Source organism: Microbacterium sp. USHLN272, assembly GCF_037149655.1.
Lineage (GTDB): Bacteria > Actinomycetota > Actinomycetes > Actinomycetales > Microbacteriaceae > Microbacterium > Microbacterium galbinum.
Map to the genome: position 1 here is coordinate 149,209 of NZ_JBBCRA010000002.1, position 20,201 is coordinate 169,409.

Sequence of the window (20,201 nt, forward strand, 5' to 3'; positions counted from 1 at the left end):
GCGGTTCGTTCAGAGCAGAAGGTGCTTACTCGTACGACTTCACGATCTCGAGCAGGCTCGGGACGTTCGCGTACGCGTCGGCAGCGTTCTCCTTGGTGACGATCAGCGGCTCGAGGAGGTACGCCGGAACGACCTTCGCGCCGTTGTCGTACTGCTCGGTGTCGTTGACATCGACCTCTTCGCCCTTCTGGAGCTGCTCGACCATCTTGATGGTCTGCGCAACGAGGAGCGAGGTGTCCTTGTTGATTGTGGAGTACTGGATGCCCTCCATGATCGACTTGACGGACTCGACCTCGGAGTCCTGACCCGTGACGACCGGAACCGGCTTGCCGGCCTGCTGCACCGAGGTGATGATGGCGCGGGCGAGGGTGTCGTTCGGGGACAGGACGCCGTCGAGGACGGTGTCACCGCTGTACGAACCGGTCAGGAGCGTGTCCATGCGGTTCTGGGCGTTCTCCGCGAGCCAGCCCTCGGTCGCGGTCTGGGCGATCGCGGTCTGACCCGAGACCACGTTCAGCGTGCCGTCGTCGATCTTCGGCTGGAGGACGTCCATCGCACCGTTGAAGAACACGGCCGAGTTGGCGTCATCCGGCGAACCCGAGAACAGCTCGATGTTGTACGGGGCCTCGTGACCGGCGCGCTCGGCGAGGCCGTCGAGCAGAGCCTGGCCCTGGAGCTGGCCGACCTTGAAGTTGTCGAACGCGACGTAGTAGTCGACGGCCTCGGTGTTCTCGATGAGACGGTCGTACGCGATCACCTTGGCGCCGGCATCCTGAGCCGCCTGCACCTGCGTGGCCAGCTGCTTGCCGTCCTTCGCACCGATGATGATGACCTTGGCGCCGTTGGTGACCATGGCCTGGATCTGGTTCTGCTGCTCGGCGACCGTGTTGCTGGCCGGGGCGTACTGCACGTCGGCCTTGAAGCCGGCCGACTCGAGTCCGTCCGTGAACAGCTTTCCGGCGAGCACCCAGTTCTCCGACGTCTTGTCGGGGAGTGCGACACCGATCGTCGAACCCGCCTCGAAGCCGCTGGTGGCCTCTTCGCCGCCGGATCCGGTGTCACCGCCGCGCTCCGATGAGCAGCCGGTGAGGGCGAAGGCGCCCGCGACGACAAGCGCTGTCGCCGTAACAAGGATCTTCTTCATGTGATCTCTTTCTCTGGTGTGTGAAGGCCTGAACGCGCGTGGGCCACGCGATCCGACCCCTACTTTCCGCTCGTCTTGTCGACGGGTGGGGCTTGGTAGGTCTTGTTGGGCTCGAAGGTCTCGGTGGCGGGATCCACCTGACGGCCGAATCGGCGCGTCATGAAGCCGATGAGCGAGGGGCGGCCCTGCTGCTTGTTCCACACGTCGATACCGACGGCGAAGAGGAGCACGATGCCCTTGATCATGGAGACGACGTCGGCGCCCTGGCCGAGCAGTGCGAGGCCGTTGTTGAGGAACGCCATCACGAGACCACCGATGATCGATCCGATCACGGTGCCGATACCACCGGCGACGGCCGCGCCACCGATGAAGACCGAGGCGATCGCGTCGAGCTCCCACCCGGTGCCGTCGTTCGGGCCGGAGGCCTGCGAACGGGCCACGAAGATCATTCCGGCGAGGGCGGCGAGCACCGACATGTTCATCATGACGAAGAAGTCGACCCAGCGGTCCTTCACACCCGACAGCCGTGCGGCCTGGCGGTTGCCACCGACGGCGTAGATGTGACGGCCGAAAACGGTCTTGCTCGTGACGAAGGTGTAGAGAATGACGAGGGCGAGGAGGATCAGACCCGGGACCGGGAAGCTCGTGCCCGGACGGCCGGTCGCGAACATCCACGCGGCGACGAGCACGACGACCGACAGGAGCACGACCTTGGTGATGCTCACCCAGAGGGGCGCGCTCTCGGAGCCCATCTTGTGCTGGACGCGGCGGGTGCGGATCTCGAAGAACACGAGCCAGGCGACCGCGACGAGCGCGAGGAGCATGGTCGGCACGTTGAACGGCAACGGCAGGCCGATCTCGGGCAGGTAGCCGGTGCCGATGATCTGGAAGCCCTTGGGGACCGGGATGGTCTGCGCATCGCCGATCCACTGCTGAGCACCGCGGAAGAGCAGCATGCCCGCGAGCGTCACGATGAACGCCGGCACTCCGACGTACGCGACCCAGAAGCCCTGCCAGGCGCCGACGGCGGCACCCACGGCCAGGCCGAGCAGGATCGCGAGCGGCCAGGGGAGGCTCCAGTCCTGCATGGACTTCGCCACGATGATGCCGGTGAACGCCGCCACCGAGCCGACCGACAGGTCGATGTGCCCCATGATGATGACCATCACCATGCCGATCGCCAGGATCAGGATGAACGAGTACTGGTTGATGACGTTGATCAGGTTGCCCGAGGTCAGCGTCGCGCCGTTGGGCCCGTTGCGGATGAGCGTCAGGATCTCGAACAGCACGATGATGACGATCAGGCTGCCGAGGATTCCGAACTGGCGCAGGGTCGAGGTGCCACCGCCGCCGAACATCTTGGTGATGTCCTTGAAGTGGAACCCGCGCTTCGCGGTCGTGGTGTCGGTGGTCATGCGGATGCTTTCTGGGTAGCGGAGGTCATGCTGCGCATGAGGGCCTCGGGTGTCGCCTGGTCGGCCGGGATGCAGTCGGTGACCCGACCTTCGAAGACGGTGTAGATGCGGTCGCAGATGCCGAGCAGCTCGGGCAGCTCGCTGGAGATCACGATCACGCCCTTGCCCTGCGCCGCGAGCTCGTTGATGATCGCGTAGATCTCGTACTTCGCTCCGACGTCGATGCCGCGGGTGGGCTCGTCGAGGATCAGGAGGTCGGGGTCGGTGAACATCCACTTCGCGAGGACGACCTTCTGCTGGTTGCCGCCCGACAGCTTGCCGACGCCCTCCTCGACCGAGGGGGTCTTGATGCGCAGCGCCTTGCGGTACTGGTCGGCGACCGCGAACTCCGCACGATCGTCGACGACGCCGCGCTTGGTGATCTTCGAGAGCTTGGCGGCGACGACCGATCGCTTGATCGTGTCGAGCAGGTTGAGGCCCAGCACCTTGCGGTCCTCGCTCACGTAGGCGAGGCCGTGCTTGATCGCCGAGGCGACGTCGGGCAGGGAGATCTCCTGGCCGTCCTTGACCATGGTGCCGCCGAGGAACGTGCCGTAGGAGCGTCCGAACATGCTCATCGCGAACTCGGTGCGTCCGGCGCCCATGAGTCCGGCGATGCCGACGACCTCACCACGGCGCACGTTGAGGCTGGAGCCCTTGACGACCATGCGCTCGGAGACGGTCGGATGCTGCACCCACCAGTCCTTGACCTCGAAAAAGACCTCGCCGATCTCGGGGGTGCGGTCGGGGTATCGGCTCTCGAGCGAGCGTCCGACCATGCCGCGGATGATGCGATCCTCGTTGATCTCGCCGCGCGAGATGTCGAGGGTCTCGACCGTGCGGCCGTCGCGGATGATCGTGATCTCGTCGGCGATCTGCTCGATCTCGTTGAGCTTGTGGCTGATCATGATCGACGCGATGCCCTTGGCCTTGAGGCCGAGGATCAGGTCGAGCAGGTGCTGCGAGTCGTTCTCATTGAGCGCGGCGGTCGGCTCGTCGAGGATGAGCAGCTTGACGTCCTTGTTGAGCGCCTTGGCGATCTCGATGAGCTGCTGCTTGCCGACGCCGAGGGTCTTGATCTGCACGTCGGGGTCTTCGTTGAGACCCACGCGGGCGAGCAGCTCGGTGGCGCGCTTCGTCTGCGCCTGCCAGTCGATCGTGCCGAAGCGGCGGATCTCGTTGCCGAGGAAGATGTTCTCGGTGACCGAGAGCTCGGGGATGAGCGCGAGCTCCTGGTGGATGATCGCGATGCCGGCGGCTTCGCTCGCCGCGATGTCCTTGTAGCGCTGCTCTTCGCCGTAGAGCAGGATCTCTCCGTCGTAGGTGCCGTACGGGTACACCCCCGACAGCACCTTCATGAGCGTCGACTTCCCGGCACCGTTCTCGCCGCAGATCGCATGGATCTCGCCGGCGCGGACAGTGATCGAGACGTCGGCGAGAGCCTTGACCCCCGGGAACTCCTTGGTGATGTTCTTCATCTCCAGGATCGGGCCAGACACGGTAGGCAACGTTGCTGTGGTGCTCACGGATCTTCCTCGCGACGTGCGGTCACCTTCGATGTGACCGTTCACATTGGTACATACAACTCCGGCATACCGGGCCTGTCAAGTCCGGCGCGGATTTTCGTGTCGCTACCGTGACCTGCGCGGCGCGTGGGGCCCCGCGGACTCGCGATCGCGCACCGTGGTCTGGATCGGACCGAACTCCGGAGCCTGCTCTCCGCGGATCTGCGCGAGCAGGATCTTCACCGCGCGACGGCCCAGTTCGGGGAAGTCCTGGTGCACCGTGGTGAGGGTCGGTGCGACGTGCGCGGCCACCGGCACGTCGTCGAATCCGACGACGCTGATGTCGTCGGGTACGCGCACCCCGGCATCGCGGAACCCGTGCATGAGTCCGATCGCCATGAGGTCGTTCGCCGCGAACACCGCCGTGAAGTCGCGCCGGCGCGACAGTTCCTGCCCGGCGAAGTAGCCGAAGTCCGCGGTCCAGTCGCCGCGGATCGGCGGGAAGGTCGGCAGATCGGCCTCGCGCAGGCCGTCGAGGTATCCGCGCATGCGCGACTCCGCCTCGATCCAGTCCTGCGGGCCGGCCAGATGCAGGATGTCGCTGTGCCCGAGGCGGATGAGATGCTCGGTCGCGGCCCGCGCCCCGGCGACCTGATCAGCCGACAGACTCACCCCGTCCGAGCCCGACGCGGTCTGCAGCGTGACGAACGGGAAGTCGACCGCCATGCCCCGCAGCACGTGGAACACGCGCACCTGAGGGGCGAGCACCACGATCCCGTCGACCTGTTCGCGCGCGAGCTGGCGCACGGCGCTGCCGATCGCCTCCGGCGTGGTCGCCGCGAGGTTGAGCGTCGAGACCGAGTACCCCTCCTCGCGGGCGGCGTCCTCGATGCTCGCGATCGACGAGGTCGGCCCGAACTCCCCGATCGTGGCCGAGAGCACGCCGAGCATGTTCGATCTGCTCGTGACGAGCGCACGGGCGGCGAGATTCGGGCGGTAGTCGAGCACCGAGATCGCGTCGAGCACCTTCGCCTTCGTCTCGGGGCGGATGCTCGGATGATCGTTGAGCACGCGGGAGACGGTCTGATGCGAGACCCCGGCGAGACGGGCGACATCGCGGATGCTGGGCATCCGGGCGCGCTCGGAGGCAGTGGACATCACGGCCTCCTTGCATGTGCACCCTTATGTGCACGGTCACATCGTACGTACATTATGACCCTGAGCGCACGAAAGCGCCTAGCGCGGGAACGGAGCGCGGGTCGGGATCGGGTCAGACCAGGATGCGCGCGCCCGGCACGGGGCCGTGCACGTGGAGCGCTTCGCGACCCGCCTGCTGCAGCGCCGTCTGCACCGCCTGCGCGGACTCCGGATCACCGCACAGGAGGGCGACTGTGGGTCCGGAGCCCGACACAATGCCGTGGAGCGCGCCCGCACGGATGCCGCGCCGGATCGTCTCCTCGAGGTCGGGACGCCGGTGCACCGCGGCCGCCTGCAGATCGTTGTGCAGGCTCGCCGCGAGCTGCACCGCATCGCCCGACCGGAGCGCCTGCAGCACGGGGATCGGCACGTCGAGGCTCAACGGCGGATCGTCGGCGAGCGCCCCCTGCTCCTCGCGGAGCAGGTCGAGCTGCTCGTACACGACGGGGGTCGAGAGGCCTTCGTCGCTGGTGACCAGCACCCAGTCGAACCGGCCGCGGGCGAGCGCGGGGTTGAGTTGATCGCCGCGCCCCGTGCCGACGGCGGTGCCCCCGTGCAGGGCGAAGGGCACGTCGGCCCCGAGCCGCGCAGCCAACTCGTGCAGCCGCGCGGGCGAGAACCCGGTGCCCCACAGCGCATCGCACGCCACGAGGGCGGCTGCGGCATCCGCCGATCCCCCGCCCATGCCGCCGGCGACGGGCACGCTCTTGCGGATCTCGAGCGCCACTCCCCCGTGGTAGTCGGCGGCGGCGGCGAGCAGCTTCGCCGCACGCATCGCGAGGTTGCGGTCGTCGAGCGGAACGGCATCCGCGTCCACCGCTCCCCTGACCGTCACCGAGAAGTCGTCCGCCGCGCGTGCGATCACGTCCTCGTAGAGCGACACCGCCTGGAAGACGGTCGCGAGGGCGTGATACCCGTCGTCGTGGCGCCCGCCGACCCCGAGGAAGACGTTGATCTTCCCCGGGGCGCGGACGTGCACGCGATCGACGGACGCGGCAGAGCTCATCGGCTCACAACTCCGAGGACTTGGCCCACAGGTTGACGTCGACCGTGCCCGAGAGTGCGTCGATGCGATCGAGCTGCTCGGAGGTGAACTCCGGACCGTTCACCGCGGCGATGTTCTCGTCGAGCTGCGAGACGCGCGAGGCGCCGATCAGCGCCGAGGCGACGACCGGGTTGCGCAGCGTCCACTGCAGGGCGAGCTGGGCGAGCGACTGTCCGCGCTCCTTCGCCACCTCGTTCAGATCGCGCAGGGTCTGCACCGCCTCGTCGCTCAGACGCCCCTCGGGCAGCGAGCCGCGCTTCTGCGCGCGATCGGCCGTGCCGTCGCCGAGGTACTTGTCGGTGAGCAGGCCCTGGGCGAGTGGGGTGAACGCGATCGCGCCGAGGCCGTTCTGCGTGAGGGTGTCGTCGAGGCCGTCCTCGACCCAGCGGTTGAGGATCGAGTACGCGGGCTGGTGGATGACGAGCGGGGTGCCCAGCTCCTTCGCGACGGCGACGGCCTCGGCCGTGCGCTCGGCGCTGTACGAGGAGATGCCCACGTAGAGCGCCTTGCCCTGGCGGACCAGGGTGTCGAGCGCTGCGACGGTCTCGGTGATCGGGGTGACCGGGTCGACCCGGTGGGAGTAGAAGATGTCGACGTAGTCGAGGCCCATGCGCGTGAGCGACTGCTCGGCGCTCGCGAGGATGTACTTGCGGCTCGCGAAGTCTCCGTAGGGCCCGGGCCACATGTCCCACCCGGCCTTCGACGAGATGATGAGCTCGTCGCGGTAAGGGCGGAAGTCCTCGGCGAAGATGCGACCGAAGTTCTTCTCGGCCGAGCCGTAGGGCGGGCCGTAGTTGTTGGCGAGGTCGAAGTGCGTGATGCCGCGGTCGAACGCGTGGCGCAACAGTGCGCGCTGGTTGTCGAGCGGGATGTTGTCGCCGAAGTTCCACCACAGGCCGAGCGAGATCGGCGGGAGGTACAGGCCGGACGAGCCGACCTGGCGATAGGCGAACTCGCTGTAGCGGCCTTCGGCGGCGGCATACGGGCGGTGCAGTTCGGGGACGTTCGGGCTGAAGCGGGGCGAGTCGGTCACGGTGCCAGATTAGTCGTTGCGGCCTGCGCGGCGATCCTCTGGTAGTCATCGACCGTAAGATCCTCGCCCCGGGCGGTCGGCGCGACACCGGCGGCGGTCAGGACCTCGGATGCCGCGGCCGAGCTGCCGAAGATCCCCGACAGCGCCTGGCGCAGCATCTTGCGGCGCTGGTTGAACGCGGCATCCACGATCTGGAACGTGCGGCGGCGCTCGTCCTCGCTCCCCCGCTCGCCCTCGGACCGGTCGAAGCCGACCAGCAGGCTGTCGACGTTGGGCACCGGCCAGAAGACCTGGCGCGAGACGTTTCCGCTGAGCTTCCACTCGCCGTACCAGGCGGCCTTCACGCTCGGGGAACCGTAGATCTTCGATCCCGGCTTCGCGGCGAGACGCTCGGCGACCTCGGCCTGCACCATCACGACCCCGCGCTGCAGGTACGAGAAGTTCTCGAGGAAGTGCAGCAGCACCGGCACCGAGACGTTGTACGGGAGGTTGGCGACGAGCACCGTCGGCTCACCCGGCAGCTCGGTGATGCGCAGGGCATCGGCATCCACGACGGTCAGCATGCCCTCGGGAACGCCGCGCTCCGCGGCGGTCTGCGGCAGGCGGGCGGCGAGCCGGTGATCGATCTCGACGGCGGTGACCTTCGCCCCCGCTTCGAGGATCGCGAGCGTCAATGATCCGAGGCCGGGTCCGACCTCGACGACCCGCTCCCCCGGCTGCACGCGCGCGGCGTGCACGATCTTGCGCACCGTGTTGGCGTCGACCACGAAGTTCTGGCCGAGCTTCTTGGTGGGGGTGACGTCGAGCTCGGCGGCGAGGCGGCGGATCTCGGTGGCGCCGAGCAGGGTGACGGTCATTGCTCCATTCTCCCCTACGGCGGACGATGTCCCCGGCTCCCAGTACTCTCGGGTGGTGCCCACCCTCGGAGAACTCGTCGCCCCGCGCCGCATGGGGCGCGATTTCCGGTGGCTGCTGGCATCGTCGTGGACCAGCAACGTCGGCGACGGCGTCGCTCTCGCGGCCGCTCCCCTGCTGATCGCCTCGATGACCTCGTCGCCGATCCTCGTCGCGGCCGGTGCCATCCTGCAGTTCCTCCCCTGGCTGCTCTTCGGTCTGCACGCGGGAGCGATCGCCGACCGCTTCGACCGGCGGCGACTGGTGATGCTCGCCAACGCCGCCCGCGCCGTCGTCCTCACCGCGCTGTGCGTCTTCCTCGTGACCGGTACCGCGAACATCTGGATCGTGCTGGCGGTGGCCTTCCTCTACGGCACGGCCGAGGTCTTCGTCGACACCGCCGGCAGCACGCTGCTGCCAATGCTGGTGCAGCCCGCCGATCTCGGCATCGGCAACGCACGGCTCCAGGCGGGCTATCTCGTGGCCAACCAGTTCGCCGGCCCGCCGCTCGGCGCCTTCCTCTTCGCGGCGGGCAGCGCCTGGCCGTTCCTCGTCGAGATCGTCTGCGTGCTCGCGGCCGTCGTGCTGATCTCGCGCCTGGCCCGCACCCCAGTGCCCCCGCGCGCGAGCGCCGACGGCGGCGGCTCCGCGCACCCTCCCGTGCACACCGACATCGCCGAGGGTCTGCGGTGGCTCTGGCGCAACCCTCCGGTGCGGATGCTGGTGCTCATCATCCTGCTCTTCAACGTCACCTGGGCAGCGCCCTGGGGTGTGCTCGTGCTCTACGCGACCGAGCACCTGCACATGGGAGCGGTGGGGTACGGGGCGCTCACCACGGCCTCGGCCGTCGGCGGCATTCTCGCGACGCTGAGCTTCGGGTGGCTGGAGAGGCACATCTCGTTCGCGAGCCTCATGCGCATCGTGCTGACCCTCGAGGTGCTCATGCACCTGGCCTTCGCACTCACCACCGTGGGGTGGGTGGCGCTCGTGATCATGTTCATCTTCGGCGCCTACGCCTTCGTCTGGGGCACGATCTCGACCACCGTGCGCCAGCGCCTCGTGCCCGCCGAACTGCAGGGCCGCGTCGCCTCGGTGAACATGGTCGGCGTGTTCGGGGGCATGGTGATCGGCCAGGCCCTCGGCGGCGTGATCGCCGAGATCTGGGGCCTCACGGCCCCGTGGTGGTTCGCCTTCGCCGGAGCGGCGCTGACCCTGCTGTTCGTCTGGAAGCCGATCAGCGCGATCGTCAGCGCAAGGCCGGTCTCACAGGACGACCCGGCTCAGCCCTCGAACGAGCCGTAGACCCGCTGCGTGTTCGCGGCGATCCGCGCGCAGAGCTCGTCGACCTCGAGATCGAGTTCGGCGGCCATGAATCGCACCGTGATCGGCACGAGGTACGGCGCGTTCGGCCGTCCGCGCAGCGGCACGGGAGTGAGGAAGGGGGCATCCGTCTCGACCAGGATGCGGTCGAGCGGCGTGACCTTCAACGCATCGCGCAGGTTCTGCGCGTTCTTGAACGTCACGTTGCCGGCGAACGACAGGTAGTACCCGGCGTCGGCGCAGACGCGGGCCATCGCATCATCGCCCGAGAAGCAGTGGAACACCGTCGTCTCGGGCGCGCCGACCCGCGTCAGCGTCTCGAGCACCGCATCGTGCGCATCGCGATCGTGGATCTGCATCGCGATGCCGTGCTTCTTCGCGATCGCGATGTGCGCCTCGAACGAGGCGTGCTGCGGGCCTCGGCGTTCGGGCTCGGTGCGGAAGAAGTCGAGGCCGGTCTCGCCGACGGCCCGCGTGCGCGGGTGCGCGGCGAGGTCGTCGATCACCGCGATGGCCTCGTCGAGGCGCCCCTCGTCGGCGTAGGTGGGCGCGTCGTTCGGGTGGATCGCGACCGCGGCGAGCACACGGGGATCGGATGCCGCGGCATCGACCGCCCAGCGCGACGACTCGATATCTCCCGAGGACTGCACGACGCCGGCGATCCCGACCGCCTGCGCGCGATCGAGCTGCTCGCCGAGCGTCAGCGGCTCATCGCCGTCGACGATGTCGAGGTGCGCGTGGTTGTCGTACACCGGCACCGCGAGCGGCTCGGGAGCCGCCGGATATCGCAGATCCTTGCGCCCGTCGTTGCTTCGCTGCTGCACGTACGTCATGCTCGCGCGCCCCTCCTGTTCAGGCGGTCGTCGATTCTCAGGCGGTCGTCTCCACGCGCGGGAACAGCGGCGCGAGACCGTTGACGCTTGTGCCCGGCTTCAGCGCACCCCAGGCGCCCGCCTCGCGGATCGGCTGATCCTGCAGGCGGCCCAGGTCGTCTCCGGCACCGAGCGCCTCCCAGAGCTTCTCGGTGGACTGCGGCATCACCGGCGACAGCAGCACGGCGAGCGCGCGCAATCCCTCGGCGCACGTGTACAGCACGGTGCCGAGCCGCTCGCGCTGCGCCTCGTCACGGGCCAGCGCCCACGGCTCGTTCTCGGTGATGTAGCCGTTGAGCGCGTCGACGATCTTCCAGATCGACGAGATCGCCTCGTCGATGCGGAACTGCTCGATCGCGGCATCCGCCTTCGTCGCGGCATCCGCCACGATCTGCTGGATCGCGAGGTCCTTCTCGGTGTACTCGCCCGCGGGCGGCACGATCCCCTCGAAGTACTTCTCGATCATCGCGGTCGTGCGCGAGGCGAGGTTGCCGAAGCCGTTCGCGAGCTCGGCCTGGTAGCGCGCCGCGAGGTCCTCCCACGAGAACGAGCCGTCCTGACCGAAGGCGATCGCCGACAGGAAGTAGAAGCGGTACGCGTCGGAGCCGAAGACATCGGTGATCTCGGTCGGCGCGATGCCGGTGAGCTTCGACTTCGACATCTTCTCGCCGCCGACCAGCAGCCAGCCGTGCGCGAAGACGCCCTTGGGCACATCGACGCCCGCGGCCATCAGCATCGCCGGCCAGATGACCGCGTGGAAGCGCAGGATGTCCTTGCCGACCACATGGTAGGCCGGCCAGCGCCGATCGAAGTTCGCGTCGTCGTCGCCGTAGCCGACCGCGGTCGCGTAGTTGAGCAGTGCGTCGACCCACACGTAGATGACGTGCGCGTCGTCCCACGGCACCTCGATGCCCCAGTCGAACGCCGACCGCGAGATCGAGAGGTCCTTGAGACCCTGGCGCACGAACGAGACGACCTCGTTGCGCGCCGACTCCGGGCGGATGAAGTCGGGCTGCTCCTTGTAGAGCTCGAGCAGACGGTCCTGGAACTCGCTGAGCTTGAAGAAGTAGTTCTTCTCCTGCAGCAGCTCGAGGGGCTTGGAGTGGATCGCACAGACCTTCAGTCCCTCGAAGGGACCGGTGCCGTCGAGGATCTCGGACTCGGGCTTGAACTCCTCGCAGCCCACGCAGTAGAGCGCCTCGTACTCGCCGGCGTAGATGTAGCCGCGGTCGTAGATCGCCTGCACGAATTTCTTCACGCGCTCCTCATGACGCTCCTGCGTCGTGCGGATGAAGTCGTCGTTGGCGACATCGAGGGTCTTCAGCAACGGGAACCACGCCTCGGTGACGAGCTTGTCGACCCACTCCTGCGGGGTGACGTTGTTCGCCGCCGCCGCGCGCAGCATCTTCTGGCCGTGCTCATCGGTGCCCGTCAGCATCCAGGTGTCGTCGCCCGCCTGGCGGTGCCAGCGCGCGAGCGTGTCGACCGCCACCGAGGTGTACCCGTGGCCGATGTGGGGCACGTCGGAGGGGTAGTAGATGGGCGTGGTGATGTAGAACGATTCGCCTGCGGGCATGGAGCAATTCTAGGTGCCCGCAGGGCGACGTTACGCCGGTCCCACCGTCACGTCGATGCGGTGCCAGCCCTGGGCGCCGTCGGGTGCGGGGGCCGCGCGCTGCTCGGTCTGCGTGTCGCCGTCGGCACCGATCGCCCGGCACTCGATGCTGTGCTCACCGACCTGCGCCGACCACGGCATGCTCCACTGCACCCAGGTGTCGTCGGAGATCCCGGTCGCGAGGTCGGCAGCCTGCCACGACCCGCCGTCGACGCGCACCTCGACGCCCGCGACGCCCGTGTGCGGAAACCAGGCCATGCCCGCGATCATCGTCTCCCCCGCAACGACCGTCCTTCCATCGCGCGGCACGTCGATGCGCGACTGCAGCTTGATCGGTCCGTGGTCGGACCATCCGCGCGGGGTCCAGTACCCCATCGCCCGGTCGAAGCGCGTGACCTCGAGCTCGGTGACCCACTTCGTCGCCGAGACGTATCCGTAGAGCCCCGGCACCACCATCCGCGCGGGGAAGCCGTGCTCCAGGGTCAAGGGGGCACCGTTCATCCCGATCGCCAGGAGCGCATCGCGATCGTCGGTGAGCGCCTCGATCGGCGACGAGGCGGTGAACCCGTCCGCCGAGGTCGAGAGCACCATGTCGGCGTCGGACTGCACCCCGGCGCGGGCGAGCAGTTCGCGCAACGGATAGCCGAGCCAGCGGGCGTTGCCGATCAACGAGCCGCCCACCTCGTTCGACACGCACGAAAGGGTGACGTAGGACTCGGTCATCGGCAGCGACAACAGTTCGTCCCAGGTGACCACCACCTCACGATCGACCATGCCGTGGATGCGGAGCGACCAGTCGGCGGGGTCCACGCGCGGGACCACGAGGGCCGTGTCGATCCGGTAGAACTGGTCGGTCGGCGTGACGACGGGAGCGAGGCCCGGCAGATCGAGCTCGGCGCCGCTCGGCACCGCCGCCGCCGCGGTCGTCGGCTTCGGCAGCGTCAGCGCCTTGCGCACCGCCTCGAGAGATCGTGAGGCGCCGCGGGCCGCATTCCCGATGAGCAGGGAGACCACGCCCGCGGCCGCGACGCCGCCCGTCCACAGCAGGAAGCGGCGGCGATCGTCGGGGTCGGGGGCGACGCCCACGATCGGGCGGAGTCGGCGGATCAGCAGCCGCAGGACGAACGCCGAGATCCCGCCCGCGACGATGCCGGGCACCCACGCGTACGGGCCCGGGTTCGCCCGCGTCAGCGCCACCAGCACCGCCACCGCGCCCAGGACACCGAACATCGTCGCCCCGAGGCCGGTGATGCGCCGTTCGACCACGCCGGCCAGAGCTGCGACCGCGGCGAGGACCACCCCGATGCCCACCAGCAGGGCGACCTTGTCGGCAGTTCCGAAGAGCGCGATCGCCGTGTCCTTCGCCCAGGCCGGTGCGAGATCGATGAGCCCGCCGCCGATGACCGCGAACGGACTCGCCTCCGGGGCGATGAGGGCGGCAACGAGTTCTGCGACGCCCACGCCGAGAGTGGCGGCGGCGAGCCCCGCGGCCGCCGCCCGGACGCGCTCCGCCGAGCCCCGATCGCTCGGAGCCCCGATCGCCTGCGGTGGCGTCTGCGGCGGCGTCTGCATCATCTCCTGATCGTACGCCGCCGCGCACGCCCGGCGACCGGACGTGCTCTCGTGCGCCGGCTCTCAGAGAGCGTTCCGCCGCGCGACCTCTCCGAGCCACGCGAGCGAGGGCTTCGGTGTGCGCGCGAACGTCTCGCGATCGAAGGCGATCAGCCCGAACGTCGGGGCGAAACCGCTCGCCCACTCGTAGTTGTCGAGCGCGCTCCAGTGCTGGTAGCCGCGCACCTCGATGCCGTCGGAGATCGCCCGGTGCAACCCTTCCAGCGCCCCCTGCGTGTAGGCGATGCGGCGGGTGTCGTCGGCCGTCGCGATGCCGTTCTCGGTCACGATCACCGGCACCCCTCCGCTGCGCTCCCAGGCGCTGCGCACGCCCAACTCCAACGCCTCGGGGAAGAACTCCCATCCGGTGAGCGTCGTCTCGACATCGGGCGAGACCGGCAGCGGCCCCTCCGGACCGATGAAGGTGCGGGTGTACGCCTGCACGCCCACGAAGTCGTCGCCCGCGGACTGCTCGAGGTACCAGTGGTCGCGCGGATCGCCGTACTGCGCGAGCATCTCGTCGGCGCCGGGCTCGCCGGTCGAGTGGAACGCCTGGGTGGCGATGGTCCACCCCGCCTGCGCGCCCGACACCGAGTGCACGATCTCGGAGGCGCGGTGGTGGGCGTCGAGCAGGGTGTCGGCGACCGCGAGATCGGGGTTCGGCAGACCGTAGGCCACGAGGTTCGATGCGTCCTCGCCGCCCGCGAGCATGGCCGCGATGTTCGGCTCGTTGATCGTGCACACGTACCGCACCCCGTCGAGGATCGGCAGGACGGTCTCGACGTAGCGCGAGAAGAGGTCGACCGCGTCATCCGCGCGCCAGAAGCCGTCGCGCTGGAACCACTCGGGCACCGTGAAGTGCATCAGCGTGACCGTCGGATCGAGACCGTTCTCGCGAGCGGTGTCGATCATGCGCCGGTAGTGGTCGAGCATCGCCCGCGAGACGAACCCGCGCTCCGGCTCGATCCGCGCCCATTCCAGCGAGAAGCGGTACGAGTTGAGCCCCGCATCGGCGAGCAGCCGCATGTCCTCGGGATAGCGGTGCAGGTGGTCGGCGGCGTCTCCGGATGGCTCCACCATCGTCGAGTCCGGCGCATGCTCCATGCGCCACCAGTTGCTGGTCGTGTTGTTGCCCTCGACCTGGTGGGCGGCGGTCGCGGCGCCCCAGAGGAAGCCGTCGGGGAATGCGAGCACGGATGCTCCTTTCATGAGGGGTCTTGTGGGGTCTCAGCGCGAACGCGCGGGGTTGGGGACGGCATCGAGCAGCTCGACCGTGTAGGGATCCTCGGGATGCTGCAGCACCTGCGAGGTCTCGCCGCGCTCCACGACGCGACCGCGGTTGAGCACGAGGATGTTCTCGGTCACGAGACGAGCGCTGAGCAGATCGTGCGTGATGTAGAGCATGCTGATGCCCCAGCGCTCGCGCAGATCCTCGAGCAGGGCGAGCACACCGGCCCGCAGCGAGACATCGAGCATCGACACCGGCTCGTCGGCGATCAGCACCTGCGGGTCGCTCGCCAGAGCCCGCGCGATCACGACGCGCTGACGCTGACCGCCCGACAGCTGGTGCGGCAGCTTCGCCGCGAACTGCTCGACGGGGGTGAGTCCGACGGTCTCGAGCAGTTCGAGCACCCGGGCGCGCGCCTCCGCCCCGCGCAGCGGCGTGTAGTTGCGGATCGGCCGGCTGAGCGCGTACTCGACGGTGTGCAGCGGGTTGAGTGCGGCGTAGGGATCCTGGAAGACCATCTGCACGTCCTTGCGCAGATCGCGCAGACCCCGACGCTTCAGCGACGCGACGTCGGTCTCGCCGAAGCGCACCGTGCCCGCGGTCGGCTTCTCGATGCCGGTGAGCAGCTTCGCGATCGTGGATTTGCCCGACCCCGAGGCGCCGACGAGTGCCAGGGCCTCCCCCGGCTCCAGCCGGAACGACACGTCGTCGACCGCGGTGACGGCATCCTGTCCGCGACGCGGAGCGGGATAGCGCTTGCTCACGCCGTCGACGACGATCGCGGCATCCGCCCTCCGCGTCTCGCGCTGCGACACCGTCGGCAGCGTCTCGGTCACGTCGGTGCGCGAGCGCCCCTCGCGCCGGCGGGTGCCGGCATCCACGAACCCGGGGATCGAGAGGGTCTCGGCGCGCGGATCGGCGTAGTGGCTGAGCAGCATGCGCGTGTACTCGTCCTGCGGGGAGTGCAGGATGTCGGCGCTCGCCGCATCTTCGACGATGCGGCCCTCGTGCATCACCATCACGCGGTCGGTGGCCTCGAGCACGATGCCGAGGTCGTGGCTGATGAGGATCGCGGTAAACCCCTCGGCGCGCTGCAGGTCGCGGATCGTGTCCATCACGGCGTGCTGCACGAGCACGTCGAGCGCGGTCGTCGGCTCGTCGAACACCATGAGCTGCGGCTCGAGCGACAGGGCGAGGGCGATCGAGGCGCGCTGGCGCATGCCGCCGGACAGCTCGCCCGGGTAGCGCGCGAGCACGGCCGGGTCGAGCCCCACCTTCGCGACGAGCTCGCGGGCGCGAGCGTCGCGGTCGTCGCGCGGCACGTGACCGTGAGCGGCGAAGATGTCGGCGAAATGGTGGCCGACCGTGCGCACCGGGTTCAGCGCATTCATGCCCGACTGCAGCACCATCGCGAACCCGCCCTGACGCTGGCGGCGCAGCCCCTCGGCGTCGAGGTCGCGGATGTCCTTGCCGTCGAACAGGATCTGTCCGCCGCTGATGCGCGCCGGGGGCTTCTGCAGCCGGGTCAGCGCGAAGCCGAGCGTCGACTTGCCCGACCCCGACTCGCCGACCAGTCCCACGAACTCGCCCTGCCGCAGCGTGAACGACACGTCGTGCACGGCCTGCACCGGTTCGGCGCCGGGAGAGGCGTACTCCACCGACAATTGCTCGACCTCGAGAAGGATCGGGGTCTCGGTCGTCTCTGACACGGTCATGGCGGTCATCGCCCCTTCCCTTCCCGCAGGCGCGGATTGGAGATGCCGTCCACGCCGAAGTTGATGAGTGTGAGGCTCAGCGCCAGCAGCGCGATGCACAGACCGGGGGCGAACAGCAGCAGCCACTGGCCCGTGAGCAGGGAGTTGGAGTTCTGCGCCCAGTAGAGCATCGTGCCCCAGCTGACGATGCTCGAGTCGCCGAGTCCGAGGAACTCCAGGCCCGCCTCCGCGAGGATCGCCGCCGTGGCCGCCCCGAAGAGCGTGCCGGCGATGATCGACGTCATGTTCGGCAGGATCTCGCGGAACACGATGCGTGCCGGGCTGTCGCCCGAGAACTGCGCCGAGGCCACGAAGTCGTTGCCGCGCAGCGACTGCGTCTGGCTGCGCAGCACGCGCGCTCCCCACGCCCAGCCGGTGATGACGATCACCGCGATGATCATCAGGATGCCGCCGTTCTGCAGGTAGGCGGCGATCACGATCATGAGGGGCAGGCCGGGGATCACCAGGAACAGGTTGACGACGAAGCCGACGACCTCGCCCGAGAACCCGCGCATGTACCCCCAGCTGAGACCGATCAGCACGGCGACGATGGTCGAGAGGATGCCGGCGGCGAAGCCGACCAGCAGGCTGACCTGCGCGCCGTAGATGAGCTGACTCAGCACGTCCTCTCCCGCCGCGGTGGTGCCCAGCCAGTGCGCGGCCGAGGCATCCGCGTTGCGTTCGAAGCCGTTCTCCTTCGCGCCGTAGGGAGCCAGGAGCGGGGCGAACACGGCCACCAGCACGAAGAAGGCGAGCAGGCACAGCCCGATGCGGGCCTTGCCGTTCGACCACAGCGTGCCGACCATGCGGCCGACCGAGCGCCAACGGCTCGGCTGGGCGATGCGATCGGAGGGGATCTTGACGTTCATGGTGGAAGTCATCGGCGGGTCCTTGGATCCAGCACGCCGTACAGGATGTCGACGAGGAAGTTGGCGATGAGCACGCTCACGGTGATCATCAGGAAGAGCGCCTGCATGAGCGGGTAGTCCTGCCCGATCACGGCGTTGAAGAGCAGGTACCCGATGCCGGGATAGCCGAACACCTGCTCGACGAGGATCGACCCGCCCACCACGCCGCCGAGCGTGAGCCCGAAACCGGTGAGGTTGGGGAGGATCGCGTTCCGCGCCGCGTAGCGCACGGCGATCGTGCGCCCGTGGAGCCCGTTCGCCTCGGCGAAGGTGATGTAGTCCTCGCCGAGCGTGTTGATCATGGCGTTGCGCATGCCGATGATCCATCCGCCCAGCGACGTGAGCAGGATCGTCAGCGCGGGCAGCACCGCGTGCCGGGCGAGATCGCCGATGAACTCGAGGGTGAACCCCGGGGTCGTCGTCGCCGAGTAGGCGCCGGTCGTCGGGAACCAGTGCAGCACGTAGCCGAGGAAGAACAGCAGCAGCAGCGCCGTCCAGAAGTACGGGAACGTGCTGAGGAAGGAGCCCGTCAGCGTCGGCAGGGAGTCGAGCCAGGTGCCGCGGCGCCAAGCCGCCGCGACGCCGATGAGCGTGCCGATCACGAACGCGAGGATCGTGACGATCCCGACGAGTCCGATCGTGTACGGCAGTGCGGTCGAGACCATGCTCGCCACCGACTGCGGATAGAAGGTGTACGAGACGCCGAAGTCGAGCGTCGCGACCTGACCGAGGTAGGCCACGTACTGGTCCCACAGCGACCCGCCCGGAACACCGAGCTGGGCTTCGATGGCGGCCCGGGTCGCGTCGGACACCGGTCCGTTCTGCGAGAGCTTCGCGATCGCCGCGTCGGCGGGAGAGCCGGGCATGAGCCGCGGCAGGAAGAAGTTCAGGGTGATCGCGGCCCACAGCGTGAGCACGAACAGGCCGAGCTTCTGCAGGAGGTACTTCATCGGTCGCCCTCCTTCACGGGCTTCAGCTTCGTGAAGATCATCAGGGGCGCCGAGTCGTAGTTCTGCGGGATCATGTACGGGTCGTCCGCGCTCGGCCAGCCGGTGAACTTCGCATCGCTGAACAGACCCCAGATGCCGCCGTAGTAGAGCCCGATCACGGGCATCTCGTCGTAGACGATGTTCTGCAGCTCGCGCACGATCTCGGCCTGCCGGTCGGGATCGACCGTCTCGCGGTACTCGAGCAGCAGGGCATCCGCCTCGTCCGAGCGGTAGCGCTCGAAGTTGTTCGCGGTCGGCTCTCCGGAGGGCACGTAGAACTCGCTCGAGAGCAGGTTGTTGTAGGCCTGGTAGGCGTCACCGTTGCCCATGCCGCCGATCGCCATCTCGAAGTCGCCGTTGCTGATGGCGCTCTGGTACCCGGCCGGCTGCGGCAGCTTCAGTGTGACCTTCACGCCCACCGCGGCGAGCTGGCTCTGCACGCTCTGGGCCGCGCGCGTCCAGTCCGTGAAGCCGTTCGCGGTCGTGAGGGCGAACTCGAGCTGCGCGCCGTCGGGGCCGACGAGACGATCGCCGTCGAGGGTGTATCCGGCCTGCTCGAACGCCGCGAGCGCGGCATCCGTGTCCTGCGTGATCATGCCGGAGTCGGGGATCGACGGGTCGAGGTACTTCTCCTGGTTGGGCAGGATGAGGCCGGTCTGGCCGGCGGGCTCCATGTACCCCTCGGATGCCGTCTCGGCGATCTCCTCGCGGTCGAGCGAGAGGGCGATGCCGCGCCGCACGTTCACGTCGTCGAACGGCGCGACCTCGAGGTTCGGCATGAGCCCGATCACCCCGCCCGGCGGGAACCACCAGGAGTTGTGCTCGCTCGCCGCGCCCCACGTGCCCTCCACGTCGGAGATGAAGGCGTACGCCCAGTCGTATCCGCGGCTGACGGTGTCGAGCTGGTTGTTCGTGGCGGGCAGGACGATGTGCTCGATCTCGATCGAGTCGGCCTGCCAGTAGTCGGGGTTGCGATCCATCGAGTACTGCTGGTCGTTGTAGTTGCCGAGCACGAAGGGCCCGGTGCCGACCGGCTCCTCGTTGCGATAGGTGCCCGGGTCCTCGACGTCGGCCCAGAGGTGCTCGGGCACGATCATCGTGAGGCCGATGATCGACAGCGACGGGGCGTCCTCGCTCAGCAGGTGGAAGACGACGTCGTTCCCCTGCGTCTCGACGCTCTCGATGTGCTGCCAGGCGCCCTTGATGTCGAGCGTGGGCTCGTCCTTCAGCAGCTGGAACGTGAACGCGACGTCATCCGGGGTGAGCGGCTCGCCGTCGCTCCACTCGACGCCGTCGCGGATCGTCATGACGATCGTCTTCGCGTCGGGCTGCGACCACTCGGTCGCCAGCCACGGGTTCAGTTCGCCGTCGAGCGGGTTCACCAGGATGAGCGGTTCGTAGATCCAACGAGACGCCGTGCGCGTGTTCGTCAGGTACGGGTTGAAGTTCCGGGTGAAGAACGGGTTTCCGTGGTCGGCGTTGATGAGCATCGTGTCGTCGCCGATCGTGGGATCGGGCTGGGATGTGATCTGGATGCTGCATCCGCTCAGCGCCACGGCCGCCGCCGCGAGCGCGACCACCGCCGTCCTGCGCCAGCGTCGGAGCATGTGCGTCTTCGCCACGCGTCCACCT

At 68.5% G+C, this 20,201-nt stretch carries 16 protein-coding genes; 1 reads left to right on the plus strand and 15 read right to left on the minus strand.

What is annotated here, in order from left to right:
- Window positions 1-25: 25 nt before the first annotated feature.
- The 7 genes from WFJ97_RS14015 to rsmA form a co-directional block, all read right to left on the minus strand.
- On the minus strand, window positions 26-1,144 hold the full coding sequence (locus WFJ97_RS14015) for a substrate-binding domain-containing protein (RefSeq protein WP_247634287.1): 1,119 nt from the start codon (window positions 1,142-1,144) through the stop codon (window positions 26-28).
- Window positions 1,145-1,203: 59 nt separating this feature from the next.
- The gene (gene mmsB, locus WFJ97_RS14020) at window positions 1,204-2,559 is read right to left on the minus strand and encodes a multiple monosaccharide ABC transporter permease (RefSeq protein WP_247634286.1); all 1,356 of its coding nucleotides are present in this window, start codon (window positions 2,557-2,559) and stop codon (window positions 1,204-1,206) included.
- Entirely contained in the window at window positions 2,556-4,169 is a 1,614-nt protein-coding gene (gene mmsA, locus WFJ97_RS14025) for a multiple monosaccharide ABC transporter ATP-binding protein (protein WP_440747291.1), read from the minus strand. Before mmsA ends, mmsB begins: the two co-directional genes overlap by 4 nt.
- A 60-nt stretch (window positions 4,170-4,229) precedes the next feature.
- Window positions 4,230-5,261 carry a LacI family DNA-binding transcriptional regulator gene (locus tag WFJ97_RS14030; protein WP_247624880.1) on the minus strand — a complete coding sequence of 344 codons (1,032 nt, stop codon included), beginning with the start codon at window positions 5,259-5,261 and terminating at the stop codon, window positions 4,230-4,232.
- A gap of 112 nt (window positions 5,262-5,373) precedes the next feature.
- Window positions 5,374-6,306, minus strand: a complete 933-nt coding sequence (locus tag WFJ97_RS14035; protein WP_336641961.1) for a 4-(cytidine 5'-diphospho)-2-C-methyl-D-erythritol kinase — start codon at window positions 6,304-6,306, stop codon at window positions 5,374-5,376.
- 4 nt (window positions 6,307-6,310) lie between these two features.
- Complete coding sequence (gene mgrA, locus WFJ97_RS14040) at window positions 6,311-7,378, minus strand: L-glyceraldehyde 3-phosphate reductase (protein ID WP_336641962.1); 1,068 nt, start codon at window positions 7,376-7,378, stop codon at window positions 6,311-6,313.
- Window positions 7,375-8,235, minus strand: a complete 861-nt coding sequence (gene rsmA, locus WFJ97_RS14045) for a 16S rRNA (adenine(1518)-N(6)/adenine(1519)-N(6))-dimethyltransferase RsmA (protein ID WP_247634284.1) — start codon at window positions 8,233-8,235, stop codon at window positions 7,375-7,377. Before rsmA ends, mgrA begins: the two co-directional genes overlap by 4 nt.
- 55 nt (window positions 8,236-8,290) lie before the next feature.
- On the opposite strand from rsmA, the gene WFJ97_RS14050 reads away from it, so the two are divergent.
- Window positions 8,291-9,574, plus strand: a complete 1,284-nt coding sequence (locus WFJ97_RS14050) for an MFS transporter (protein ID WP_336641963.1) — start codon at window positions 8,291-8,293, stop codon at window positions 9,572-9,574.
- Here the strand turns inward: WFJ97_RS14050 and WFJ97_RS14055 are convergent.
- Genes WFJ97_RS14055 through WFJ97_RS14090 form a run of 8 tightly spaced genes read right to left on the minus strand, consistent with a single transcriptional unit; the run spans window position 9,553 to window position 20,191 of the window.
- On the minus strand, window positions 9,553-10,425 hold the full coding sequence (locus WFJ97_RS14055) for a TatD family hydrolase (protein ID WP_336641964.1): 873 nt from the start codon (window positions 10,423-10,425) through the stop codon (window positions 9,553-9,555). The genes WFJ97_RS14050 and WFJ97_RS14055 overlap by 22 nt on opposite strands.
- A gap of 37 nt (window positions 10,426-10,462) precedes the next feature.
- Window positions 10,463-12,040, minus strand: a complete 1,578-nt coding sequence (gene metG / locus WFJ97_RS14060) for a methionine--tRNA ligase (RefSeq protein WP_336641965.1) — start codon at window positions 12,038-12,040, stop codon at window positions 10,463-10,465.
- A gap of 30 nt (window positions 12,041-12,070) precedes the next feature.
- On the minus strand, window positions 12,071-13,654 hold the full coding sequence (locus tag WFJ97_RS14065; RefSeq protein WP_442928437.1) for a molybdopterin-dependent oxidoreductase: 1,584 nt from the start codon (window positions 13,652-13,654) through the stop codon (window positions 12,071-12,073).
- 60 nt (window positions 13,655-13,714) lie between these two features.
- Entirely contained in the window at window positions 13,715-14,884 is a 1,170-nt protein-coding gene (locus WFJ97_RS14070) for a glycoside hydrolase family 1 protein (RefSeq protein ID WP_336641966.1), read from the minus strand.
- A 33-nt stretch (window positions 14,885-14,917) separates the two neighbouring features.
- A complete protein-coding gene (locus WFJ97_RS14075; protein ID WP_336641967.1) occupies window positions 14,918-16,642 on the minus strand; it encodes an ABC transporter ATP-binding protein in 1,725 nt (574 codons plus the stop codon).
- Window positions 16,639-17,553, minus strand: a complete 915-nt coding sequence (locus WFJ97_RS14080; protein ID WP_247624889.1) for an ABC transporter permease — start codon at window positions 17,551-17,553, stop codon at window positions 16,639-16,641. The genes WFJ97_RS14075 and WFJ97_RS14080 overlap by 4 nt, the downstream gene beginning before the upstream one ends.
- A complete protein-coding gene (locus WFJ97_RS14085; protein WP_247634278.1) occupies window positions 17,550-18,530 on the minus strand; it encodes an ABC transporter permease in 981 nt (326 codons plus the stop codon). Before WFJ97_RS14085 ends, WFJ97_RS14080 begins: the two co-directional genes overlap by 4 nt.
- Window positions 18,527-20,191, minus strand: a complete 1,665-nt coding sequence (locus WFJ97_RS14090) for an ABC transporter substrate-binding protein (protein ID WP_336641968.1) — start codon at window positions 20,189-20,191, stop codon at window positions 18,527-18,529. The genes WFJ97_RS14085 and WFJ97_RS14090 overlap by 4 nt, the downstream gene beginning before the upstream one ends.
- Window positions 20,192-20,201 lie beyond the last annotated feature (10 nt).